This window comes from Rhizobium tumorigenes, assembly GCF_003240565.2.
GTDB classification, from domain to species: Bacteria; Pseudomonadota; Alphaproteobacteria; order Rhizobiales; family Rhizobiaceae; genus Rhizobium; species Rhizobium tumorigenes.
Map to the genome: position 1 here is coordinate 1,334,050 of NZ_CP117255.1, position 21,969 is coordinate 1,356,018.

At 61.3% G+C, this 21,969-nt stretch carries 23 protein-coding genes; 12 read left to right on the plus strand and 11 right to left on the minus strand.

The features are described from left to right. Positions 1-55 precede the first annotated feature (55 nt). The 4 genes from PR017_RS06650 to PR017_RS06665 all read left to right on the plus strand — a co-directional run bounded on the left by PR017_RS06650 (position 56) and on the right by PR017_RS06665 (position 4,182). A complete protein-coding gene (locus PR017_RS06650; RefSeq protein WP_111215781.1) occupies positions 56-949 on the plus strand; it encodes an alpha/beta hydrolase in 894 nt (297 codons plus the stop codon). 117 nt (positions 950-1,066) lie between these two features. Then, on the plus strand, positions 1,067-1,837 hold the full coding sequence (gene tpiA, locus PR017_RS06655; RefSeq protein WP_111215660.1) for a triose-phosphate isomerase: 771 nt from the start codon (positions 1,067-1,069) through the stop codon (positions 1,835-1,837). Between the two features lie 133 nt (positions 1,838-1,970). Further along, on the plus strand, positions 1,971-2,414 hold the full coding sequence (secG, locus tag PR017_RS06660; RefSeq protein WP_111215662.1) for a preprotein translocase subunit SecG: 444 nt from the start codon (positions 1,971-1,973) through the stop codon (positions 2,412-2,414). Between the two features lie 139 nt (positions 2,415-2,553). Next, positions 2,554-4,182: a CTP synthase gene (locus PR017_RS06665; RefSeq protein ID WP_111215663.1), complete on the plus strand. Its 1,629-nt coding sequence runs from the start codon at positions 2,554-2,556 to the stop codon at positions 4,180-4,182. Between the two features lie 114 nt (positions 4,183-4,296). On the opposite strand, the gene PR017_RS06670 is transcribed toward PR017_RS06665, so the two are convergent. Beyond that, positions 4,297-5,358 carry a DMT family transporter gene (locus tag PR017_RS06670; protein ID WP_111215782.1) on the minus strand — a complete coding sequence of 354 codons (1,062 nt, stop codon included), beginning with the start codon at positions 5,356-5,358 and terminating at the stop codon, positions 4,297-4,299. A 308-nt stretch (positions 5,359-5,666) separates the two neighbouring features. Between PR017_RS06670 and PR017_RS06675 the strand changes: the two genes are divergently transcribed. After that, positions 5,667-6,728 (plus strand): HoxN/HupN/NixA family nickel/cobalt transporter, encoded by a 1,062-nt coding sequence (locus PR017_RS06675; RefSeq protein WP_425070017.1) that lies wholly within the window; start codon positions 5,667-5,669, stop codon positions 6,726-6,728. A gap of 59 nt (positions 6,729-6,787) precedes the next feature. Here the strand turns inward: PR017_RS06675 and PR017_RS06680 are convergent, their stop codons facing one another. Next, on the minus strand, positions 6,788-7,876 hold the full coding sequence (locus PR017_RS06680) for a citrate synthase/methylcitrate synthase (RefSeq protein ID WP_111215666.1): 1,089 nt from the start codon (positions 7,874-7,876) through the stop codon (positions 6,788-6,790). Between the two features lie 84 nt (positions 7,877-7,960). On the opposite strand from PR017_RS06680, the gene PR017_RS06685 reads away from it, so the two are divergent. Both PR017_RS06685 and gnd read left to right on the plus strand, forming a co-directional pair. Further along, positions 7,961-9,100 carry a citrate synthase family protein gene (locus PR017_RS06685; protein ID WP_111215668.1) on the plus strand — a complete coding sequence of 380 codons (1,140 nt, stop codon included), beginning with the start codon at positions 7,961-7,963 and terminating at the stop codon, positions 9,098-9,100. Positions 9,101-9,293: 193 nt separating this feature from the next. Then, positions 9,294-10,322 (plus strand): phosphogluconate dehydrogenase (NAD(+)-dependent, decarboxylating), encoded by a 1,029-nt coding sequence (gnd, locus tag PR017_RS06690; protein WP_111215670.1) that lies wholly within the window; start codon positions 9,294-9,296, stop codon positions 10,320-10,322. Positions 10,323-10,400: 78 nt separating this feature from the next. Here the strand turns inward: gnd and PR017_RS06695 are convergent, their stop codons facing one another. The 5 genes from PR017_RS06695 to PR017_RS06715 are packed head-to-tail and all read right to left on the minus strand — an operon-like array spanning position 10,401 to position 15,888. Continuing rightward, positions 10,401-11,627 (minus strand): molybdopterin molybdotransferase MoeA, encoded by a 1,227-nt coding sequence (locus PR017_RS06695; protein WP_111215671.1) that lies wholly within the window; start codon positions 11,625-11,627, stop codon positions 10,401-10,403. Continuing rightward, positions 11,624-12,124, minus strand: a complete 501-nt coding sequence (gene moaC / locus PR017_RS06700) for a cyclic pyranopterin monophosphate synthase MoaC (RefSeq protein WP_111215673.1) — start codon at positions 12,122-12,124, stop codon at positions 11,624-11,626. Before moaC ends, PR017_RS06695 begins: the two co-directional genes overlap by 4 nt. A 1-nt stretch (position 12,125) precedes the next feature. Then, entirely contained in the window at positions 12,126-12,941 is an 816-nt protein-coding gene (gene trpC / locus PR017_RS06705; RefSeq protein ID WP_111215674.1) for an indole-3-glycerol phosphate synthase TrpC, read from the minus strand. A gap of 16 nt (positions 12,942-12,957) precedes the next feature. After that, a complete protein-coding gene (trpD, locus tag PR017_RS06710) occupies positions 12,958-13,974 on the minus strand; it encodes an anthranilate phosphoribosyltransferase (protein ID WP_111215676.1) in 1,017 nt (338 codons plus the stop codon). Positions 13,975-13,992: 18 nt separating this feature from the next. Further along, entirely contained in the window at positions 13,993-15,888 is a 1,896-nt protein-coding gene (locus tag PR017_RS06715) for a peptidylprolyl isomerase (protein ID WP_111215677.1), read from the minus strand. A 166-nt stretch (positions 15,889-16,054) separates the two neighbouring features. On the opposite strand from PR017_RS06715, the gene PR017_RS06720 reads away from it, so the two are divergent. The 3 genes from PR017_RS06720 to PR017_RS06730 all read left to right on the plus strand — a co-directional run bounded on the left by PR017_RS06720 (position 16,055) and on the right by PR017_RS06730 (position 19,465). Continuing rightward, a complete protein-coding gene (locus tag PR017_RS06720) occupies positions 16,055-16,336 on the plus strand; it encodes a hypothetical protein (protein ID WP_111215679.1) in 282 nt (93 codons plus the stop codon). A 377-nt stretch (positions 16,337-16,713) separates the two neighbouring features. Further along, positions 16,714-17,931 (plus strand): HlyD family secretion protein, encoded by a 1,218-nt coding sequence (locus tag PR017_RS06725; protein WP_111215680.1) that lies wholly within the window; start codon positions 16,714-16,716, stop codon positions 17,929-17,931. Continuing rightward, complete coding sequence (locus PR017_RS06730; protein WP_111215682.1) at positions 17,924-19,465, plus strand: DHA2 family efflux MFS transporter permease subunit; 1,542 nt, start codon at positions 17,924-17,926, stop codon at positions 19,463-19,465. The genes PR017_RS06725 and PR017_RS06730 overlap by 8 nt, the downstream gene beginning before the upstream one ends. A 27-nt stretch (positions 19,466-19,492) precedes the next feature. Here the strand turns inward: PR017_RS06730 and PR017_RS06735 are convergent, their stop codons facing one another. After that, positions 19,493-20,047, minus strand: coding sequence for a DNA-3-methyladenine glycosylase (locus tag PR017_RS06735; protein WP_111215684.1), 555 nt, complete (start codon positions 20,045-20,047; stop codon positions 19,493-19,495). 189 nt (positions 20,048-20,236) lie between these two features. Between PR017_RS06735 and PR017_RS06740 the strand changes: the two genes are divergently transcribed. Beyond that, positions 20,237-20,485 (plus strand): DUF6894 family protein, encoded by a 249-nt coding sequence (locus tag PR017_RS06740; protein WP_111215685.1) that lies wholly within the window; start codon positions 20,237-20,239, stop codon positions 20,483-20,485. 134 nt (positions 20,486-20,619) lie between these two features. After that, entirely contained in the window at positions 20,620-20,868 is a 249-nt protein-coding gene (locus PR017_RS06745) for a BON domain-containing protein (protein WP_111215687.1), read from the plus strand. Between the two features lie 43 nt (positions 20,869-20,911). Here the strand turns inward: PR017_RS06745 and PR017_RS06750 are convergent, their stop codons facing one another. From PR017_RS06750 to PR017_RS06760, 3 genes are all read right to left on the minus strand, one after another. Next, entirely contained in the window at positions 20,912-21,178 is a 267-nt protein-coding gene (locus PR017_RS06750) for a hypothetical protein (protein WP_111215689.1), read from the minus strand. A 20-nt stretch (positions 21,179-21,198) separates the two neighbouring features. Further along, positions 21,199-21,462 carry a hypothetical protein gene (locus tag PR017_RS06755; protein WP_111215690.1) on the minus strand — a complete coding sequence of 88 codons (264 nt, stop codon included), beginning with the start codon at positions 21,460-21,462 and terminating at the stop codon, positions 21,199-21,201. A 153-nt stretch (positions 21,463-21,615) separates the two neighbouring features. Then, positions 21,616-21,909 carry a DUF2934 domain-containing protein gene (locus PR017_RS06760; protein ID WP_111215692.1) on the minus strand — a complete coding sequence of 98 codons (294 nt, stop codon included), beginning with the start codon at positions 21,907-21,909 and terminating at the stop codon, positions 21,616-21,618. Positions 21,910-21,969 lie beyond the last annotated feature (60 nt).

The following is a 21,969-nucleotide window of genomic DNA, read 5'->3' on the forward strand; positions in this document are numbered from 1 at the left end:
TTGCGTCGGCCATCGCCGAATGGCAAGCCACAGTTCTTCAAAGGGTCCCATCGGCATGCCAATGTCCACAGTTCATTTCTTCAAGATCGCTGCCACCGTCGCGTTTATCGCCTTCCTGTCCACGAACGCGTCTGCCGTGCAACTGAAGCCGTTCAAGGACGAGCTGTTTTCCAGCCAGGCCGTCGTCGAGAGCCACGATGACGGTGCGTTCGAAACCATCGACTACCAGGAGATGCGCGACATCAACGGCCGGGACATCGTTCCGGAGCGCCGCGTCAAGCCGGCCTATCTCGGGCTTGGCGTACGCTGGAAGCAGACCGACGAGACACTGGCTCTCGATGCGCGCAAACTCGATGTCACCAGGGTTGGACCTGCGACCGGCCAGGCCTTCACGGTGATCTTCGTCCACGGTCGAGCCGGCGACCGGCGGCTGGGCTCGAACGACTATATGTTCGGCGGCAACTTCAACCGGCTGAAAAACCTCGTGGTCGACAATGGCGGCAGCTACTATGCGCCGACCATCAGGACGTTCGATGCCGAAGGCGTAGCCGATGTCGCGGCGCTGATCCGGGTAGCCTCCGAACAATCGGGCGGCAAGCCCGTCATCCTCTCCTGCGCCTCGATGGGCAGCATCGTTTGCTGGGGGATCACGCGGGATGTCGAGAGCGTCAAGCGGCTTTCCGGGATGGTGATGATGTCAGCCGTGACCGACCCGACCTTCGCCAAGAGCCCGTTCTACAAGGCGCGGTTGCCGATCTGGTTTGCCCATGGCAGCGCCGACAAGGTCTATGCGGCCGCAGACCAGCAGGCACAGTTCGAAAAGCTTGCCAAGGCAAAGTATCCGGCCCGCTTCACGCTCTATACCAACGGCACCCACGGAACGCCATTGCGCATGCTGGACTGGCGCAAGGCCCTCAACTGGCTGTTTTCACCCGCGCGTCGAACGTGATTATCGCTTCCATCTGGAGCGACGAACGCCAATCGGGATGGCGCACTGGCGCGCAACTTTCATTTTGCCGATACTTTTGCTAGGTCCGCATGCAAAAGCGACGGGAGGAGAGGCGCCATGACACAGAAGATACGTCCGCTATTGGCGGGCAACTGGAAAATGAACGGCACGCGAGACAGCCTGACGGAGATCAAGGCTATCGCGGATGCGATCGGTGAGGCGCAGGCGGAGAAGGTCGAGGCACTGCTCTGCCCACCGGCAACGCTGCTTTACGTCGCCACCGCGCTCTGCGACGATAGCCCTCTGGCGATCGGTGCCCAGGATTGCCACCAGCACCGCGCCGGCGCCCACACCGGGGACATTTCCGCTGAGATGATTGCGGATTGCTTCGGCACCTATGTGATCGTCGGTCACTCCGAGCGGCGCCGGGACCATGGCGACAGCAGCGAACTCGTGCGGGCCAAAGCGGAGGCCGCACATGCGGCAGGACTGACCGCCATCATCTGCGTAGGCGAAACCGCCGAAGAGCGTCAATCCGGCCATACCATCGATGTTCTGAAGCGGCAGATCGAAGCATCGGTCCCGCGCGGCTCGACGGCGGACGATACCGTCATCGCCTATGAGCCGGTCTGGGCCATCGGAACCGGCCTGGTGCCGCAGGAAGAAGAGATTGCCGCCGCCCATGCTTTCATGCGCGCCGATCTCGTGGCCCGGCTGGGACGGACGGGCAAAAACATGCGGCTCCTCTACGGCGGTTCCGCGAACCCTGCCAACGCCGCTGTTCTCATCGGCATCGATAACGTCAATGGCTTGCTGGTCGGCGGCGCAAGCTTGAAATCGGTCGATTTCATCGCGATATACAACGCATATCTGAAACACACGGCCTGACGTCGACCGCCTCCTGCCGTTTTTCAGCTGCTGGGGCGAGCTACGATGAAAAGGCTTGGAATAGGCGATAGGCTCATGTAAAGAGCCGCGAGCTTTTCTTCTTATGCCCGTATACGCGGGCGGGACTGGACCTATGCAGACCGTATTGATTGTCATTCATCTCATGATCGTGCTTGCGCTGGTCGGAGTGGTTCTTATTCAACGCTCCGAAGGCGGCGGCCTTGGCGTCGGCGGTGGGTCGGGCTTCATGTCCGCTCGTGGCGCTGCCAATGCGCTGACCCGGACGACGGCGATACTTGCGACGCTGTTCTTCATCACGTCGCTCGGTCTCGGCGTCCTGTCGCGCTATGAAGGTCGCCCGACCGACATTCTCGACCGGATCACGCCAGCTGCACAGACGAAGAGCGGCGGCATTCTCGATTCGCTCGGCGGCGCAAAGCCTGCGACAGGCACTGCGCCTGCGGGGACTGCACCGGCAGGAACGGCACCAGCAGGGACGGCACCCGCTTCGCCTTCCGGCCAGGCTGCCCCGGCAACGCCAGCACCGGCGCCGACCGGTGTCCCCACGGGTCAGTAACAGACCCTGAAATAATCCTCCGGCAGGTCTCAAAACCTGCCGGTTTTATTTTGTCCATCCTCCGCCTCGGCTTCAAAAGTTCTGGAAAAGAATTTTGGGGCTGGCGGAATCATTTGTTAAAAGGTAACCGGTGGCTCCCATGGCGCGATATGTATTCATCACCGGCGGCGTGGTTTCCTCTCTAGGCAAGGGAATTGCGGCCGCTGCTCTCGGAGCACTCCTGCAGGCCCGCGGTTATAGATGCCGCCTGCGCAAGCTCGACCCCTATCTGAACGTCGATCCGGGCACGATGAGCCCTACACAGCACGGCGAAGTCTTCGTCACGGATGACGGCGCAGAGACCGACCTCGATCTCGGGCACTACGAGCGCTTTACCGGCCGCTCCGCCACGAAGACCGACAACATCACGACCGGTCGTATCTACAAGAACATTATCGACAAGGAACGCCGCGGCGATTACCTCGGTGCCACCGTCCAGGTCATTCCGCACGTGACCAACGAGATCAAGGATTTCGTCACCGAAGGCAACGACGACTACGACTTCGTCATCTGCGAAATCGGCGGTACTGTCGGAGATATCGAGGCGATGCCCTTCATGGAGGCCATCCGCCAGCTCGGCAACGACCTGCCGCGCGGCGCGGCAGTCTACGTCCACCTGACGCTGATGCCGTATATTCCGGCTGCCGGCGAGTTGAAGACCAAGCCGACCCAGCATTCCGTCAAGGAGCTGCAGGCGCTCGGTATTCACCCCGATATCCTGCTCGTCCGTGCCGATCGCGAGATCCCGGAAGCCGAGCGCAAGAAGCTTTCGCTGTTCTGCAACGTCCGCCAGTCCGCTGTTATCCAGGCGCTGGACGTTGCCAATATCTATGATGTGCCGACGGCCTACCACAAGGAAGGCCTCGACAACGAAGTGCTGGCTGCCTTCGGCATCGAACCGGCACCGAAGCCTCGTCTCGAAGCGTGGGAGGAAGTCTGCAATCGTATCCATACGCCTGAGGGCGAGGTGACCATTGCCATCGTCGGCAAGTACACCGGCCTCAAGGATGCCTATAAGTCGCTGATCGAGGCGCTGCATCACGGCGGCATCGCCAACCACGTCAAGGTCAAGCTCGAGTGGATCGAATCGGAGGTCTTTGAAAAGGAAGACCCGGCTCCCTATCTCGAAAAGGTGCACGGCATCCTCGTGCCCGGCGGCTTCGGCGAGCGCGGTTCGGAAGGCAAGATCCACGCGGCCCGCTTCGCTCGCGAGCGCGCTGTTCCCTATTTCGGCATCTGCTTCGGCATGCAGATGGCGGTCATCGAGGCGGCCCGCAACCTGGCCGGCATCGAGCATGCCTCGTCGACGGAATTTGGCGCGACCAGCGAACCGGTCGTCGGCCTTATGACCGAATGGATCAAGGGCAACCAGCTGGAGAAGCGCGCGGCCTCAGGTGACCTCGGCGGTACGATGCGCCTCGGCGCCTACAAGGCGGCGCTCAAGAAAGGCACGAAGATTGCGGAGATCTATGGGTCTTCGGATATTTCCGAACGCCATCGCCATCGCTACGAGGTCAATGTCGATTACAAGGACCGGCTGGAAAGCTGCGGCCTGGTATTCTCCGGCATGTCACCGGACGGCGTGCTGCCGGAGACGATCGAGTACCCGGATCATCCGTGGTTCATCGGCGTCCAATACCATCCGGAACTGAAGTCCCGTCCTCTCGACCCGCATCCGCTGTTCGCAAGCTTCATCGAGGCAGCACTCGAACAGAGCCGCCTGGTTTGAGGCGAGAAGGACATTACGGACAACATTCGGAGCCCGGCGAAAGCCGGGTTTCTTTTTGAGCTGCGTCAGACGGCAACCTACCCGAACGCTTCCAGACCCCGGCGGCGTAACGGACTATTTATGCGAATGGCGATGGTGCAGGTCAGGGTAGTGTGCATGCTTGTGGCGCAGTGGCTCATGGCGATGCCAATGCGAATGAGGTTCACCGGATGGCTCGGCGTGTAGGTGCTGATGGTGCTCGTCATGGATATGCGAGTGGTCGTGCTCCAGCGCTTCATGTTGATGTTCGTGTTCGTGGCGCTCTGCAAGGTGAAACCACAGGCCTATGCCCATAAGGACACCCGAGGTGACGAGTTGCACGGAAATCGCTTCATCGAACAGAATAACAGCCAGTGCTGCGCCAATAAAAGGCGCTAACGAGAAGTAAGCGCCCGTTCGGGCCGTCCCGAGATGGCGAAGCGCAAGCACGAACATCACGAGGCTGACGCCTATGCCGAGAAATCCAACCAGAGAACCTGCGCTAACCAGGACAGCATTCGGCAACGACGCACCGAATGTCATCGCTAGTGCAAGATTTGTCGTACCTGCAACGAGCCCCTTGATCATCGCGATTTGAACTGGGTCGGAGGATGACAGCTTGCGCGTCAGGTTGTTGTCGATGCCCCATGACACGCAAGCGGCTGCGATGAACAGGCTACCCAAACCGAGTTGAAGTCTCTCACCGTTCCACGATAAAACGACCGCGCCAGCGATGATCGCCGCCGCGCCGAATAGCAGTCGCCGGTCGACATTCTCACGAAAGAAAAGCCACGCGATCCCCATTGTCGCCAATCCCTCAAGATTGAGGAGCAGCGATCCTGACGATGCCGAGGTCCGGGAAAGTCCCAGCATCAGAAAAAGTGGGCCAAGCACGCCACCGAACAAAATCACGAGGCCCAGCCAGGGAACATCTGCCCTTTGGAGGGGAGCCTCGACGTTCGGAAGGCCAATCAGGCGGCGGATCAAGCTGAATGCAGCGAGCCCAAGGCCGGCTCCAACATATAGGATACCTGCCAACAGCCAAGGGTCGACTGACCCCAAAAGTAGCTTGGAAAGCGGCGCGGATGCCCCGAACAAAATTGCAGAGCCAAGAGCAAGAGGGACGCCGGGCCAAAGGTGCTGGTGTTTGCCTGTCATGTCCAAAGAACTATCACAGGGGACGAAGCAACAGCTATCACATTCCAATCAATCCACCACAGCCGGTAGGCCAGCCAACGGCTTGCTACCTTCCTTGATGATGGCCAAGCGTTCCGGTCACTTAGGCCTCCGGGTCGACGGCGCAGAGCTTGCAAGTCGCGACGAGCGAGGTGATAGTCAGCCGGTTCTCCGCTCCGGCCTCACGGCGTTCAAAGGGTGCATGCTTCTGATGAGGTTAGCTGGCCGGATGGTTTTTTCGACGCGGTTGTATTGCTCGCGATGCGGCCACTGGCCAGAAGTGAAGTTTGATGCCCAATCCGTTTGACGACCTGAAAGACCAAGCCGGGGCGAAGATCACCATGACATATGTTCTGCTGATAGGTTTCAATATCGGTGCGTGGGTCTGGGCGTGGACTGCTTTTTCAGACCGTCCCGCCTTGCTCGGCACGGCGTTCCTTGCCTACATGCTCGGCTTGCGGCATGCGTTCGATGCCGATCATATTGCGGCCATAGACAACGTCGTGCGCAAGCTGGTGCAGGACAACAAGTCACCTGTCTCCGTTGGATTCTTCTTTTCGCTCGGTCATTCCAGTATCGTCGTGCTGGCGTCGATCGCCATCGCGGCCACTGCTTCGATGATGCCGCTCAGCGCTTTCCGCGATGTCGGCGGCATCGTGGGGACATCTGTTTCTGCGCTGTTCCTGGTCGTCATCGGCGTTGCCAATTTCTTCGTACTGCGCGGTATCTGGACAGCGTTCCGTCGTGCAAGACTCGGCGAAACGATCGTTGAGGAAGACCTAGATGCGCTGTTGTCGAACAGCGGCTTCCTCGCGCGCATCTTCCGGCCGATGTTCAAGGTCGTCACGCGCTCATGGCACATGTACCCCATCGGCTTCCTGTTCGGCCTCGGCTTCGACACGGCGACGGAAATCGGCCTGCTCGGGATATCGGCGACACAAGCAGCGCAGGGCATGTCGTTCTGGACGATCCTCGTTTTTCCCGCCCTTTTCACGGCCGGCATGTCGCTGCTCGACACCACCGACAGCGTCCTGATGACCCGTGCCTACGGGTGGGCCTTCATCAATCCGGTCCGCAAGCTCTGGTACAATCTGACGATCACCGCAGCGTCCGTCGCCGTGGCGATCTTCATCGGCGGCATGGAGGCACTTGGCCTTATCGTCGATAAGCTCGGGATCGAGGGCGGCATCTGGCGCACCATCGCCGACCTCAACGATAATCTCGCCAATTTCGGCTATGCCGTCGTCGGCATCTTCGCCGCTAGCTGGCTGATCTCGACGTTGGTCTACAAACTGCGCGGTTATGACGAAGTGACCCTAAACCTTGTCCCGGGGCAATCCACCACGACCTGACAGATCTGCTGCCTTGCGGATCAACCAATATCGGCGGATCCGGGTTTATCGACCGACGGTCAGGCGGCCTTGGGCAATGGTCCTGTATAACGCGACTGAGGGCGGATAAGCCGGCCGTCCATCACCTGCTCGCGGGCGTGGGCAATCCAGCCGACCACGCGGCCGATGGCGAATACGCCGGTGAATGCCTCGCGGGGGAAACCGAGCGAATCGAGCAGCAATGCCGTGTAGAATTCGACGTTGGTCTCGATGGGCCGATCCGGCTTGCGTTCGCGCAATAACGACAACGCGGTTTGCTCCACCGCTTCCGCCAGCGCCATCCGCCGTCCATCCACCTGTCCGGCGGCAACGATCGGCTTCAGCGCCGTCTTCAACGCATCGGCGCGCGGATCGCGCACCCGGTAGATGCGGTGGCCAAACCCCATCAGCCGCTCGCCCTTGTCGAGTTCGGCAGCGATCCACGCACGCGCGTTGGCAGGCTCGCCGATGGCGTCCAGCATGTCGAGCACCGGCCCCGGCGCGCCGCCATGCAGCGGTCCTGTCAAGGCTCCGAGCGCACCGAGCACGGAGGAAGTGAGCCCGGCCTGGGTCGAAGCGATCACACGGGCTGCAAAGGTCGAGGCGTTCAATCCGTGGTCGGCGATGGTGACCAGATAGGCATCGAGTCCCGCCGTCTGTTCTGCGGTGGGCATGATGCCGGTTAGCATTCTCAGAATATCCTCGGCCTGAGAAAGGCCGGGATCCGGGCGTATCGGCGGCTTGCCGTCCCGAAGCCGCAGCACTGCCGGAAGGAATACGGCAGGTGCTGCCATCAGCCTCACCGCAGTGGCATGGTCCGCACCATCCGGTACGCGGGCAAGCAGCGCCCTGATGGCTTCGACCGGCGGCATGCTGAACACGCCTGGTTCGCTCTCGGTTACGATATCGAACATTGAGACCCGCGCGTCACCGATAAGTGACTTTAGCCCATCGACATCGGTCGTCTCCGGAAAAAGCCCCGTAATCAACAGCTGGGCAACGTCCTCATAGCGGCTCGTTGCCACGAGGTCGTCCAGCGACACGCCACAGATCACCAGGCGACCGGCAAGCCCGTCGACATCGGACAACCGGGTTTCTGCGGCAATGACATCGTCCAATCCACTTTTCATCGTCTTCTCCTTTGACTATGCGCAAGGATCAGCGCCATTTGTATTGACGTCAATCTTGATGCTTTCGATCAATATGAGGATGCCATGTCGTGGCTGACTGCAGAGGAGGCGTTGGAACTGCTCGGGACGAAACAGCAGACCTTGTACGCCAATGTCAGCCGGGGCCGGATCCGCGCCAAGCCCGACCCGGCCGAGGGCCGCCGCAGCCTCTATTTTCGCGATGACGTGCTCCGGCTTGCGAACCGTCAGGCCGGACGCCGCAAGAGCGAGACTGTTGCTGCCGAAGCAATCCAATGGGGCGATCCCATGCTGCCCTCGGCTGTCTCGACCGTTGCCAATGGCCGGCTGTTCTACAGGGGCAGGGATGCCGTAGCGCTGTCGGAGAATGCGACGCTTGAGGAAGTTGCAGCCCTTCTCTGGGATATGCGCCGTCCGCTGTCTTCCCTGGCGCAGAACGATGCCTCGAAAGACAGCGCTACAATCGCATCGGCGCTGGTTGCACTGGCAGCTCGGGCGACGCGGGATCTACCGTCCATGGAGAGATTCCAGCCCGCGCTGCAGGGCGACGCGCAGAGCGTTCTCGCCACCGTCGCAAATGTGCTTGCAACCGGGTCCGGCGACCAGCCCCTGCATAGTCGTCTGGCGGAAAGCTGGGGTCGCCCTGCCGCAGCGTCGATCCTTCGCCGCGCGCTGGTGCTGTTTGCCGATCACGAACTGAATGCCTCGACCTTTGCCGCCCGCGTCACAGCCTCGACAGGCTCCTCGCTGTCTGCAGCGGTCCTGTCCGGACTGGCAACGTTGACGGGACCGCTGCATGGTGGCGCGTGGCAGGCTGTCAGGGTGCTCGTCGGCAACGCTGAGGAGCTTGGTGCCCACGAGGCGGTGGGCCGCTATCTGGCTCAGGGGCGGAAGCTTCCAGCCTTCGGGCATCGCCTTTATCCGCACGGCGATATCAGGGCCATCACGCTGCTCCGACATTTCGACCTTCCTTCGCATTTCGCCGATCTGCAGGAGGCCGCCGAGGAAATCGTCGGCGATCGCGCCAATGCCGATTTTGCCTTGACGGCGCTTGCCGTCGCTTACGACCTGCCGCACGATGCGCCGATGATCGTCTTTGCATTGGCGCGGACGGTCGGGTGGCTGGCACATGCAATGGAGCAGGCTACCGGTGGCCAGCTGATCCGACCGCGGGCTCGTTACATCGGCCCCACATTGGAGGCTTGAGCCTGCGCCCCAATGGCAGTAGGAAGATGTAATTCAAACGATTAGGGTTGCTCACGTATTCTTGATCTTTCGCAGCTACGCTTGCCTGCTAACCCTCGAAGCCGTAATTTGCGAGCACTAAGGCCTGTCGCAAAATCACCTTATACACTTGACCGGAGCGACCGCTCCAAAACCGTCCCAAGGAGACGTGACTATGCAGATTGGTATGATCGGCCTCGGCCGCATGGGCAGCAACATGGTGCAGCGGCTGATGAAAAACGGCCACACGGCCGTCGTTTTCGACGCCCGCGCCCAGAGCGTCGAGGACCTCAAGGGCATGGGTGCCACTGGCAGCTCCAGCCTTGAGGATTTTGTCGCCAAGCTGGATAAGCCACGCGCGATCTGGATGATGCTGCCGGCCGCCATCGTCGACAACGAACTGACCAAGCTGGTGCCGTTGCTGGAAGAGGGCGACATCATCATCGATGGAGGCAATTCCTATTACCACGACGACATCCGTCGTGCGGCAATGCTGAAGCAAAAGGGCATCCACTATGTCGACGTCGGCACCAGCGGCGGCGTGTTCGGCCTGCAGCGCGGCTATTGCCTGATGATCGGCGGCGAAACGCCGACCGTCCAGCATCTGTCGCCAATCTTTGCAACGCTTGCGCCCGGCATGGGCGACGTCAAGTCGTCTGCCCAGCGCAGCGAAGTCGCGGCGGCCAAAAGCACGGCAGAGCAGGGCTTCCTGCATTGCGGTCCGCACGGCGCCGGTCACTTCGTCAAGATGGTCCACAACGGCATCGAATATGGCCTGATGGCTGCCTACGCAGAAGGCTTCAACATCCTGCGCCACGCCAATATCGGCATGCAGCAGGCCGAGGCGGACGCCGAGACAGCGCCAATGTCGAACCCGGAATTCTATCAGTACAACCTCGACATCCCGGAAATCGCAGAAGTCTGGCGTCGCGGCAGCGTCATCACCTCCTGGCTGCTCGATCTGACGGCAGATGCGCTGCACGAAGATCCGGCCCTGTCGCAGTATGCCGGCCGCGTTTCGGACTCCGGCGAAGGCCGCTGGACGATTTCGGCCGCTATCGATGAAGGCGTTCCGACACCTGTCCTGAGCGCGGCCCTCTTCAGCCGCTTCTCTTCGCGCGGCAATGACGGCTTTGCCAACCAGGTCCTGTCCGCCATGCGCGCCGGCTTCGGCGGCCACCACGAAAAGCCACCCGTCAGGTAAGCGGGTCAGCAACAGAAGAACTTCCATCGGGCGGCGAAAGTCGCCCGATGTGATTCTGGCAGTTGCTTGGTAAGGGCGTCAGCCCTGCAGGTCGGGCCGCAGCAGGAGAATGGGGCAGGGCATGCCGGCAGGCATCGCCGGCGCATTTGGCGGCCGGACGATCAGGCAATCCGCCTGGGCAAAGATCTTCATCATCGACGAATCCTGCTTGCCGAAAGGCTCTGCAGACCAGCCTCCATCCGGCGATCTGGAAAGCGTTGCGCGCAGATAGTCCTGACGCTGATTGTTCGCGGCGAGCGGTGTCGCCGTCAGCGAAGTTGCCGCGCGCTGGATCGGCGGCAGACTGGCAAGTTTGCGGATGAGCGGCTCCAGGAACAGGATGCCGCAGACAAGGCTCGATACCGGATTTCCGGGCAGGCCGAGCACATGTGCCAATCCGAGGCTGCCGACCATTAGCGGCTTGCCGGGCCGCATGGCGATCCGCCAGAAGTCGAGCTGCATGCCTGCTGCCACGAGCGTCGCCTGCACGAGGTCGTGGTCTCCCACGGAGGCCCCGCCGAGCGTGACGATGACATCTGCACCGGCGTCGCGCGCACGTTCAACAGCCGCCGTAATTGCCGCGCTGTCATCCGGCGCAATGCCGAGGTCGAGGATATCGGCTCCGGCTTGTCGAGCGAGCGCTGCAATGCCGAAGGTGCTTGAGGCCAGGATCTGCGATGGACCGGGGATTGCGCCGGGCGGCAGCAGTTCATCGCCGGTGGCAAGGATCGCGACAAGCGGTCTGCGGAAGACGGTCAGCGTCGCATGGTTCATGGCTGCTGCCACCGTAAGCCGGGTGAAGTCCATGACTGTGCCGTGCGGCAGCACGATCTCGCCGTCGACGAAATCCTGGCCCCGTCGCCGCATATGCTGGCCGGCGCGGACCGGATAGGTCGAGCGGATGCTGCCGTCGCCGGTCGCCTCGACATCCTCCTGCAGAAGCACACTGTCGGCACCCTCAGGCAGAGGTGCGCCGGTGAAGATGCGAACTGCTTCTCCCTCGGCAACAGACCCATCGAACGCGTGACCGGCGGCCGAGACACCGATGACTTTCAAACTGGTATTCGGTGCAGAGAGATCGGCGTGCCGGATCGCGTATCCGTCCATCGCCGAGGCGTTGAATGGTGGCTGGGTAAGACGGGCTGGAAGGTCTGTCGCCAGTACGCGACGGGAGGCGTCGCTGAGCGTCACGGTCTCGTAGTCAGCGACTGGCCGGACCTTGACCAGCAGCCGCGCCTGCGCCTCGGCAACGGGCAGCAGGCTCATGAGGATGGGCCTGCAAGGCGGAAGTCGCCGGATTTGCCGCCGGACTTTTCCTCGAGCCGGATGCCGCCGATTTCCATCAGCCGATCGGCGGCCTTGGCCATGTCGTAGATCGTCAGGCAGGCAACGGAGACGGCGGTCAAGGCTTCCATTTCGACGCCGGTGCGTCCCGTGAGCTTTGCGGTCGCCGTAACCCGAAGTCCGGGGAGGCTAGGGTCCGGCGTGATCTCCACACCGATCTTGGTGAGCATGAGCGGATGGCAAAGCGGAATGAGGCTCGACGTCTGCTTGGCGCCCATGATCCCTGCCAGGCGCGCCGTGCCGATGACGTCGCCTTTCTTGGCGTTACCCTCGAGGATCAGCCGGAGTGTCTCCGGTTGCATCTTCACATGGCCCGAAGCCGTGGCACTTCGTATGGTCTCCGCCTTGTCGCCGACATCGACCATATGGGCTTCGCCGGACGCGTCGATGTGCGTGAGAGCGCCGTGCTCCGCTGCCATGCTATTCGGCCGCCAGCGAGGCGGCTTCGCCCGTCAGAAGGGTCCGCGTTGCCGCCTCCACATCGTCCTTGCGCATCAGGCTTTCGCCGACCAGGAAGGTATTGATGCGGCAGGCCTGCAGCCTGACGCAGTCGGCGTGGGTGAAGATGCCGCTCTCGCCGACGATCATCCGATCCGCAGGCACCATCGGTGCCAGCCTTTCGCTGGTGGCAAGGCTGACCTCGAAAGTGCGCAGGTCGCGGTTGTTGATGCCGATCAGCGGCGACGACAATTTCAGCGCACGCTCCATTTCCGGCTCGTTATGCACCTCCACAAGCACATCCATGCCAAGCCCGAAGGCCTCGTCCTGCAGGCGCTGCGCATCTTCGTCCGAAAGCGATGCCATGATCAGCAGGATGCAGTCGGCACCCCAGGCGCGGGCTTCTTGGACCTGGTAGGTCTCGAACATGAAATCCTTGCGCAGGGCCGGCAGGTTGCAGGCGGCGCGGGCAGCCGTCAGGAACGCCGGGGAGCCCTGGAAGCTCGGGGCATCGGTCAGCACGGAAAGGCAGGCAGCCCCGCCCGTCTCGTAGGCCGCAGCCAATGCCGGCGGATCGAAGTCAGCCCGGATCAACCCCTTGGACGGGCTTGCCTTCTTGATCTCTGCAATAAGGCCGAACAGGCCAGCCTCATGCTTTGCCACGAGGGCCCGGTGGAAGCCGCGCGGCGGCGTCTGGTCCGCCTGCATGGCCTTGAGGTCGGCAAGCGACACCGATGCCTTTGCGGCCTCGATTTCCTGGCGCTTGTAGATTTCGATTTTTTTGAGAATGTCGGTCATGGCGAGAGCCCTTCCTTCAGTCGCCGTCGTTGGAGACGGCAATCAGCCTGTCGAGAGCGGCAGCCGTAGCGCCACTGTCGAGCGATTTTGTGGCCAGCCGCATGCCGTCGATGACGGTCCCGGCCTTGCCGGCTACGACGAGCGACGCAGCGGCGTTGATCAGCGAGATATCGCGATAGGCATTTTTTTCGCCGGAGAGCACGGCACGCAAGGCTACCGCATTGGCAACGCCGTCGCCGCCCTTGAGGTCGGCCAGAACAGCATGCTGCACGCCAAAATCGCCGGGGCCAAGTTCAAACGTCCTGATCTTGCCGTCTTCGAGTGCCGCGACCTGCGTCATCCCCGTCGTGGTGATCTCGTCGAGGCCGTCGCCATGGACGACCCACACGCGTTCGGCACCGAGATCGCGCAGCACTTCGGCAAGCGGCACCACCCATTGCGGCGCATAGACGCCGAGCAGCTGCCGACGCGCACCTGCAGGGTTCGACAGGGGCCCTAGAAGATTGAAGATCGTCCGGGTGCCGAGTTCCACCCTGGAAGGACCGACATGCCGCATCGCGGAATGGTGCATCTGGGCGAACATGAAGCCGATACCTGCCTCCCGGATACAGCGGCCTATATGCTCCGGCGAGATGTCGAGCTTGACGCCCAGCGCCGAAAGGCTGTCGGCAGCACCGGACTTCGAGCTCAGCGCCCGGTTGCCATGCTTTGCTACCGGCACGCCGCAACCGGCGACGATCAAGGCGGCGAGTGTGGAAATATTATAGGTGCCGGTCCCGTCGCCGCCGGTGCCGACGATATCGATGGCATCGGCCGGAGCTTCCACCGGAAGCATCTTGGCGCGCATCGTGGTGACGGCGCCGACGATCTCGTCGACGGTTTCGCCTTTCATCCGCAGCGCCATCAGGAAGCCGCCGATCTGCGACGGCGTGGCTTCGCCGGACATCAGGATCTCGAAAGCCTGCCGCGCCTCGTCGCGCGTCAGACTTTCATGGCCAGCGACTTTGGCAAGCAGTGGCTTCAGATCGGCCATAGACGTCGGTTCCCTAGCTTAGCGCTGCACGGCCTGAGCCGCGGCCTCGCGGTTTACGGTCACGCCGTATTTCGTCTGCAACTCGGCAACCATCTGGTCGAGGATATCGTCACCGGCAGCGTCTGCAATCCTGGAAATCTGCTGATCCTGGTTGGCAAGGACATCCGTGGCTGGCGGCGTCGTGTTGACGTCCGTTACTTTCAGCAGGATCTGCGTCGTGTCGTCGCCGCCGACGGCGCTGGCAACGGTATCGACAGGTCCGGAGAACGCTGCGGATACGCCAGCGCGGCCAAGGACGCTGTCGTCCATGTTGCGCGTCACGTTGGTCTTGTTCTCAACGGCAATGCCGAGCGGCGCGGCAATATCGGCGAGCGACTTGCCCTTCTTGGCCTCATCCTTCAGGGCGGTGGCCTTGGCGGCGAGGGCGACCTTCTGTTGTTCTGCAGTCCAGTCGGCAGCCGCCTTGTCATGCACCTCCGCAAGCGGACGATCGTGCTCGGGCGTCACGTCCAGCACGTCGAACCACACATAGCCGTCGCTGCCGATGGGAACGGGAAGTGCCTGGACGCCGACATCGGTCTTGAAGGCTTCCGTGAGCAGCTTCTGGCGCTCGGGAATATCCTTGACCTCGTTGCCGGCTTTGTCGAGGCCGGTGGCGTCGACGGAATCGACCGTCACGGGCTTCAGTTTCAGTTGCTGCGCTGCTTCGACCAGTGTCGCGCCGGAGCCGCGTGCATCTTCGAACTTGTCGTGCAGGTCGGCGATCTGCGAAGACGCTGCAGCAATCGCCATCTGCTTGCGCAGGTCTTCCTTGACGTCCTCGAACGACTTGGCGCTTTCCACCTTGATGTTGGTGACGCGCAGGATCACAGGTCCGAACGATCCCTCGATGACGCCGGTCGTGCCGCCGTCCTTGGTCACAGCGAAAGCCGGCTCCGCAATGGCTGAATCCGGAACGCTTGCCTTGTTGAATGTGCCGAGCATGACGTCGCTGGCGGTCTTGCCCTGATCGGTCACGAGCTGGTCGAAGGTCGTGCCGGTTTTAAGGGCGACGGAAGCCGCGTCCGCCAGGTCCTTGTTGGCAAAGCTCAGCTGTTCGATGGTCCGGGTTGCCGGGGTCGTGAAGCTTTCCTTGCGCTTTTCGAATTCGGCGCGCACCGCATCGTCCGTGATGGCGGCGGTATCGGCAATGTCGGCTGCCTGCAGCTTCACGTAGGAAAGTTTGCGATACTCCGGCGCGCGGTACCGCGACTTTACGCCCTCGAACCACTTTGCAAGCACATCGTCGGCCGGTGCCTTGACCGGATCGATGTTCGCATTGGTGAGGATCAGGTAGTCGATGCTGCGGCTCTCGTCGTGAAACTCCTTAAGGCCGGCAACCAGCGTTTGCGGTGCCTTGAAGCCGTTGGAGATGGAATCGACGATCTGGCCGCGTACGGCGACCTTGCTACGCTCGTTGATATAGTCGTCCTGGCTGATGCCTGCATTGGCGAGGCGGCTTGTGAACAGCCCGCGGTCGAATTGACCAGTGTTCGACTTGAATGCCGGGTCCTCGCCGATCAGCTTGGCGAGCCGGTCCTGCGACAGGCCGAGGTTCATGTCAGCAGCCAGTTGGTCCAGCGAGGCACCGGCGACGAGCTGGGAGTTGGTCTGCTGTTCGAGCCCGAAGGCGCGGGCCTGCTCCGGCGACAGCTGCGTGCCGAACTGCTGGCTCAGCGCCGAGAGCTGGCGTCGATAGGCGAGGCGATATTCCGCGGCGCCGATCTGCTGGTCGCCGACAGTGATGACGGTCGATCCGGTGCTCCCGCCGATCAAGGACCGCGACACGCCCCAGATCCCGAAGGATGCCACAAGCAACAGCATCAGGCCTTTGGCGACCCAGGTGCGGGCCAATTTTCTCAGCAGTTCAAACATCGGAATGCTAACCTCAATACGGAACGGCCTCGCAAATCAGGCGAAGCATTGGCTGTTCCTTAGAGCAATCCGCACGGGAATTGAAGAGCATCCGCCGAAATCGCAAAATGCGCGGAACCAATGCCGATACTCGGCGTTTATCGGGCACAAACAAAGGAGCTGAAAAATGGCTGAACTGAAAACCGCTTCCATCCAATCCGCAGCAGCACGCGTCGAAACTGAAGCAGCAGCGCAGGATCTTTCCGCGCAGATCGCCGCACTCAAGGAAGATCTAGCCAAGCTGTCGGACAGCGTTGTGGCAATCAGTCAGGGTGCCAAGACGGTCGTTACAGAAGAAGCCGCCCTGGTTACCTCGCGCGTCCGCGACAAGGTCCGGGAAGAGCCGCTTTTCGCTCTCGCAGTGACCGCCGGTATCGCCTACGTGGTCGGCCTTCTCAGCCGCCGCTGATACCACCAAATCTGAACTAAAAATAAAGCCGGCGATCATCGCCGGCTTTATTGCGTTTATGGCTCGCATACAGCCATAGCGATATAGAACGTTTGACTTATTATGTATTGGGGTATAGTAAGCATGCTAACGAATGGCAGGCTTTATGCCCATGACGATTTTCTCTTTCCACGCTTTACCTGAAGACGTCCCAGCGCGCCGCCAATTATGCGAGCCTGCTGTCGGCCTGACGCCCTCTCACAGGCTGTCTGTTCACAACAGACCGGTGGAGAAGGGCCATCGCAGGCATTCCCCTCTCGTCCCCACATTCGTCAATAGTTCCCGCCCCAACCACGTTGCCAGCGGCCGTTTTGCCCTGTGCCAGCAAGAGACCTCACATGGCTGAACGACTGCCTCTCCCCAGGTCCGCTAGATCCGAAAAGACCATCCGTGTCGTTACGACGGACGAGATTGCCGAGGGACCCTCCGGCAATCCGACAGCGGCGCCGGCGGCCATCGTTCCGCCTGCTGCAGCGCCCGTCGCACCGCGCAAACGTCGCGGCGCAACGCGACTGATCCTGTTCGCCGCGCTCCCCATCGTCTTGGTCATCGGCGGCTATTTCTACGTCACGGGCGGGCAGGTGATGTCCACGGACAACGCCTATATCGGCGCCGACATGGTTGGGGTTTCCACCGATGTCAGCGGCTTTGTTGCCGCCATAGAGGTGCATGAAAACGAACAGGTGAAGAAGGGCCAGGTCCTGTTCAGGCTGAAGCCCGATTCCTTCCAGATTGCGCTGGAGGGGGCGAAGGCCCAGCTCGGCGTTGCTCGTAACCAGATCCTCAACCTGCAGGCCAGCTACCAGCAGACGCTGGCTGAGATTGCCCAGGCCGAGGCGGATCTGCCCTTTTACCAGACCTCGTTCGATCGCCAGCAGAGCCTGATAAACAGCTCAGCAGCCTCCAAGGCCGTGTTCGATTCGGCCAAGCACGACCTTGACGCCGCCAAGCAGAAAGTGGCCGTCGCCAAAGCACAAGCCGCCAGTACACTGGCCCAGATCGGCGGTGACCTTACCCAGCCGCTCGAGCAGAACCCCACTTACCTGCAGGCCAAGGCCGCCGTCGACGACGCACAGCGGCAGCTCGACGATACCGTGGTTCGAGCGTCCTTCGATGGCACCGTCACCAACGTCGACAGCCTGCAAGTCGGCGGTTATCTCGCGGCTGCGCAACAAGGCTTTTCCCTGGTGTCGTCCAACGACATGTGGATCGCCGCCAGCCCGAAGGAAACCGAACTCACCTACGTCAAGCCGGGCCAGACCGTCTCCATCTCCGTCGATGCCTATCCCGGCGTGGTCTGGAGTGGCACCGTCGCCAGCATCAGCCCTGCCTCGGGCTCCAGCTTCTCGTTGCTGCCGGCGCAAAACACCACCGGCAACTGGGTGAAGGTGGTCCAGCGCATCCCGATGCGGGTGAACATCGACGATGCCGCCGGCAAGCCGCCGCTCCGAGTCGGCATGAGCACGGAAGTGGACGTCGATACGGGCCACGCCCGCGGCTTGCCGGATTTTGTCGCAAAGTTGCTGGGCCGTTCAAATGGCAAGGGTCATGAGTAACCCATCCGACGGCGCCCCGCCCGTCATAGCCAACCGTGGCGCAATCACCGCCTGCGTCATTCTTGCGGTCATCATGCAGGCGCTGGATACGACCATTGCCAATGTCGCACTGCCCTACATCCAGGGCAGCGTCGCCGCCAGCTCCGACCAGATCAACTGGGTATTGACCTCCTACATCGTCGCCGCTGCCATCATGACGCCGCCATCGGGCTTCCTGTCCGCCAAGTTCGGTCGCAAACGTGTGCTGCTGACGGCAATCTCCGGGTTCGTGGCTGCGTCGGTGCTCTGCGGTTTTGCCCAGTCGCTGGTGCAGATCGTCGGCTTCCGCTTGCTCCAGGGCCTTTTCGGCGCGGCTCTAGTCCCCTTGTCGCAAGGTATCCTGCTGGACATCTACTCCGTCGAGGAGCGCGGCAAGGCCATGGCGCTGTTCGGTGTCTCTGTAATGGTTGGCCCGGTGCTCGGTCCCGTCATCGGCGGCTGGCTGACGGACCATATCAGCTGGCGTTGGGTATTCTACATTAACGTGCCGATCGGCCTTGTCGCCTTCATGGGCATCGTCGTCTTCGTCAAGGAGACGAAGGTCGATGCGCTGGCCAAGCTCGATGTTTTCGGCTTCAGCATGCTCAGCCTTGGGATAGCCTCGTTGCAGCTCTTCCTCGACAGAGGCGAGCAACTGGACTGGTTTTCATCCGGCGAGATCATCGTCGAAGCGCTGGTCTGCTTCTGCGCATTCTACCTGTTCGTTGTCCACACTTTCACCACCGAGAAATCCTTCGTCAATCCCCGTCTCTTTCTCGATCAGAATTTCTCCGTCAGCATGTTTTTCATCTTTATCGTCGGCGTCACCTATCTGGCATCGCTGGCGCTGATGACGCCCTACCTGCAGACCCTGATGGGCTATCCCGTCGTCACGGCCGGCATCGTCATGGGACCGCGCGGCCTCGGCACAATGGTCTGCATGTTTCTTGTCGGACGCCTGATCGGCAAGGTGGATACGCGCTGGCTCTTGCTGCTGGGGCTCGGCCTGACGGCGTGGGCGATGTACGAGATGACCGGCTGGACACCCGACGTCTCGCAAACGACGATCATCGTCGTCGGCTTTGTACAGGGCGCCGGCCTCGGCTTCCTGTTCGTGCCGCTGACCACCGTCGCCTTCGCGACCCTGCCGGCGCACATGCGCGGCGAGGGGACAGGGCTCTACAATCTATCGCGCAATATCGGCTCCAGCGTCGGCATCTCCATCGTCTCGGCGCTGATCATCCGTAATACCCAGAGCAACCACGAATCGATTGCCGCCTATGTGACGCCGTTCAACCACGCATTCGACGCGCCCGCCGCCCAAGGCCTCAGCCCGCTGACAGCGATCGGCCGCGCCAGCCTGGACAGTATCGTTACCCTTCAGGCGACGATCATCGCCTATATTGACGACTTCAAGCTGCTGATGCTGATGTCGCTGTTCGCCATGCCGCTGGTCATCCTGCTGCGAAAGCCGTCTGCGCCCCCGAAGGTCGACCACAGCATTGCCATGGAATAGCAAATGCAGCAGCCTGCCGAAGTGGCATTAGCCAAATCTACGACTGACAAAGCGCGACCCTGCGGCGCCGAAACGCCAGGGAGCCGCGACATTGCGCGTGATCCCAATCCGCGGCCCAGAGACGATGTCTATCGCAGGACCCGCAGCCAGTGTGAACGGCGGCTGGTCCAAAGGCGCCCCGTTATGTGCGAGTTCGATGCCCAGCGCCTGGCTGAGCTTGCCCGGACCGCTGCACAGTTGCGCAAGGCTGTCCGTGCTGCGTCGCGCTGCCATCCTGTCAAGACCGGTGTTCGGTTCCAGTGCACGGATCAGCACCGCGCTGCCGGGCAGGCAGACGAAGTTGATGCACCAGTGAATTCCGTAGGAGCGGTAGACATAGGCGTGCCCGGCCGGGCCGAACATCACGGAGTTGCGCAATCCCGGACCGCGAAAGCTGTGGGAGGCTTCGTCGTCCAGCCGATAGGCCTCCGTCTCGACGATCAAGCCGCCGACGCCATCGACGCAAAATTGCCACCCGATGAGATCGCGTGCGACCTCCACGACATCCCTCCCGAAAAAGACAGCCAGGCTGTTGCTGAGCATGAGACACAAACCTTTGATAGATGGAGGTCATCCTGCAACTGCAGACGTGGAGCGCCTGCGTGTATAGTAAGCCGGTCCAAGCGAAGTCAACGAACACCGCCCCGGGCGACCTCACACCCAACTTGCTGAGTTGCTATTCAACCGGGGAACATATTAGCGATTTGCGTCTTTCCACGCAGGAGGCTGCGGATGGCTAAGTTCTATTTCAACATCAGCGACAACGAGGGCTTTTCCGCCGGTGATGCGCCCTTTGAATATCCAACGCTGACTGCGGCCATCGACCAGGCAAAGAGCGTATTGGCAGAGATGGCGATCGACGGAATTCCCGAGGGCAATGGCCGTCGCCTCTCCGTAGAAGTCGCCAATGACCGTCGCCAGCCCGTCGTTCGATTCACGATCGTGCTGATGGTCGACTATTCGCCCAGCGATAGCGCTTGACGAGTTTTGCGAGCGTAGACACAGCCCGATATGACAATCGATGACGCTCTGACATCAAAATTGTGAATATGAACGCACGATGAACAAAATTGGCGTTCATACGTTACACCTGATAGAAAAGGGAGCGTGTCGCCATGTTCATGTCTATTCTTCCAACCAGCGGTTTTGTCGGCGCACAGATGGCTGGTCTTTGTGCAGCAGTTTCGTCTGCCATGGCCTATGCATCCGGGCTAGACGGAGCCCGCATAGAAGTTACCCAGGATCGTGGTGTGATCTATCTAGACGGCTCCGCTCCGAGCCTCACCGCTCTCGAAGCCGCAGTCAACGTTGCGCGCGAGATCGCGGGAAATTCGGTCTGCAACCGCATCGAGCCAGCCTACTGAGCTTGGCAGCTGGCTTATAGGTCCAGAGACCTACCCAAACCATTTACCGTCGCCGGGGCGCGCTCTTGTCAGCCACCTCGAAGATCGCCCTGAGCCGATCGAGGTCGTTGGCCTTCAACGTTTCCATATCCCCCGTCGGATTGAGCGACTTGAACCATTCTAGCGCCTCACGCAGCACTGTCGCGTATGGCTCGCGGTACTCGCTCAGTCCCAGCACCCATTCCCTAACGGTTTCGCGCTCCATACGGGACGCGGCGTAGCGGTCATGGACGGTCCTGGCGGAACTGATGAGGTCGTCGACGTTTTTCATGGGCACTCCTCGGCTGACCGTCAATGGACCGGCGGGTCCCGATCGTCAAGGAAAGTCCGTATTCCCTCACGCTCTATAGTCGCCAGGAATTCGTCGAAGGCATCGCGGTCCGTGGCGAAACCGTCTTCCCAAACGGTCTTTCCGTCCGCTGCATCGATGACTTCCATTTTCCAATCGAGCGGGGTGCCTAGGGCACGGAATATGTCGACGCGCACTGTGGTGCCGCTTTCGGAAAAATCACCGGAAAGCTCCGAGTGTTCCAGTCCATCATCGCTCAGACTCATCCAGTATATCCTTCTGCGCTTCCCTACTTATCACAGCCGAAAGGAAAATTGTCGTCGGCTCCCGGAATCATCAACAGAAAAGCCCGATACGCTTGGCGCATCGGGCTCATATCGTTTCATGCTGGCTGGTTGCCAGTGAAAGCTTAGCGTGGATCAGGGCTGTTCGCGGGTGCCGTTTGCATTGGTGCGCTGATCGTCGTCTTCCAGATCTGTGGCGACCATGTACGTGTCCGAATGCTCGCGCGCCGCCTCGCGCATCGCGCGGGGGCTGGCGAGGTCGTCGCCCTCTATCGTCTGCGAATCCGCCTTGCCCCCGGTGCCGACTTCATCGTCATAGTCGCGCTCGGCTTCCGCCCAGTGCTCCGAATGAGCGCCGTCCGGCTGTCCGTTGCGTTCCCAGATTGCGTGGGCGCGGCGTTGGATTTCTGTTTCGCGATTATCACTCATACTCATTCTCCCGTTAATGCAGCTAAAACATGCACGGCGTCAAAGCGTTCCAAAGAAACG

Excerpts from the sequence above, each read along its gene's own strand:
- PR017_RS06650 (WP_111215781.1), top strand. The coding sequence starts at position 56 with ATGCCAATGTCCACAGTTCATTTCTTCAAGATCGCTGCCACCGTCGCG.
- PR017_RS06735 (WP_111215684.1), bottom strand. The coding sequence starts at position 20,047 with ATGCTCAGCAACAGCCTGGCTGTCTTTTTCGGGAGGGATGTCGTGGAG.
- moaC (WP_111215673.1), bottom strand. The coding sequence starts at position 12,124 with ATGGCAGCGGAGCACGGCGCTCTCACGCACATCGACGCGTCCGGCGAA.
- PR017_RS06675 (WP_425070017.1), top strand. The coding sequence starts at position 5,667 with ATGCCCAATCCGTTTGACGACCTGAAAGACCAAGCCGGGGCGAAGATC.
- PR017_RS06755 (WP_111215690.1), bottom strand. The coding sequence starts at position 21,462 with ATGAGTCTGAGCGATGATGGACTGGAACACTCGGAGCTTTCCGGTGAT.
- trpC (WP_111215674.1), bottom strand. The coding sequence starts at position 12,941 with ATGACCGACATTCTCAAAAAAATCGAAATCTACAAGCGCCAGGAAATC.
- PR017_RS06740 (WP_111215685.1), top strand. The coding sequence starts at position 20,237 with ATGGCTAAGTTCTATTTCAACATCAGCGACAACGAGGGCTTTTCCGCC.
- trpD (WP_111215676.1), bottom strand. The coding sequence starts at position 13,974 with ATGGCCGATCTGAAGCCACTGCTTGCCAAAGTCGCTGGCCATGAAAGT.
- PR017_RS06665 (WP_111215663.1), top strand. The coding sequence starts at position 2,554 with ATGGCGCGATATGTATTCATCACCGGCGGCGTGGTTTCCTCTCTAGGC.
- PR017_RS06720 (WP_111215679.1), top strand. The coding sequence starts at position 16,055 with ATGGCTGAACTGAAAACCGCTTCCATCCAATCCGCAGCAGCACGCGTC.
- PR017_RS06730 (WP_111215682.1), top strand. The coding sequence starts at position 17,924 with ATGAGTAACCCATCCGACGGCGCCCCGCCCGTCATAGCCAACCGTGGC.
- PR017_RS06725 (WP_111215680.1), top strand. The coding sequence starts at position 16,714 with ATGGCTGAACGACTGCCTCTCCCCAGGTCCGCTAGATCCGAAAAGACC.
- gnd (WP_111215670.1), top strand. The coding sequence starts at position 9,294 with ATGCAGATTGGTATGATCGGCCTCGGCCGCATGGGCAGCAACATGGTG.
- PR017_RS06670 (WP_111215782.1), bottom strand. The coding sequence starts at position 5,358 with ATGACAGGCAAACACCAGCACCTTTGGCCCGGCGTCCCTCTTGCTCTT.
- PR017_RS06695 (WP_111215671.1), bottom strand. The coding sequence starts at position 11,627 with ATGAGCCTGCTGCCCGTTGCCGAGGCGCAGGCGCGGCTGCTGGTCAAG.
- PR017_RS06750 (WP_111215689.1), bottom strand. The coding sequence starts at position 21,178 with ATGAAAAACGTCGACGACCTCATCAGTTCCGCCAGGACCGTCCATGAC.
- tpiA (WP_111215660.1), top strand. The coding sequence starts at position 1,067 with ATGACACAGAAGATACGTCCGCTATTGGCGGGCAACTGGAAAATGAAC.
- secG (WP_111215662.1), top strand. The coding sequence starts at position 1,971 with ATGCAGACCGTATTGATTGTCATTCATCTCATGATCGTGCTTGCGCTG.
- PR017_RS06680 (WP_111215666.1), bottom strand. The coding sequence starts at position 7,876 with ATGAAAAGTGGATTGGACGATGTCATTGCCGCAGAAACCCGGTTGTCC.
- PR017_RS06715 (WP_111215677.1), bottom strand. The coding sequence starts at position 15,888 with ATGTTTGAACTGCTGAGAAAATTGGCCCGCACCTGGGTCGCCAAAGGC.
- PR017_RS06745 (WP_111215687.1), top strand. The coding sequence starts at position 20,620 with ATGTTCATGTCTATTCTTCCAACCAGCGGTTTTGTCGGCGCACAGATG.
- PR017_RS06685 (WP_111215668.1), top strand. The coding sequence starts at position 7,961 with ATGTCGTGGCTGACTGCAGAGGAGGCGTTGGAACTGCTCGGGACGAAA.
- PR017_RS06760 (WP_111215692.1), bottom strand. The coding sequence starts at position 21,909 with ATGAGTGATAATCGCGAAACAGAAATCCAACGCCGCGCCCACGCAATC.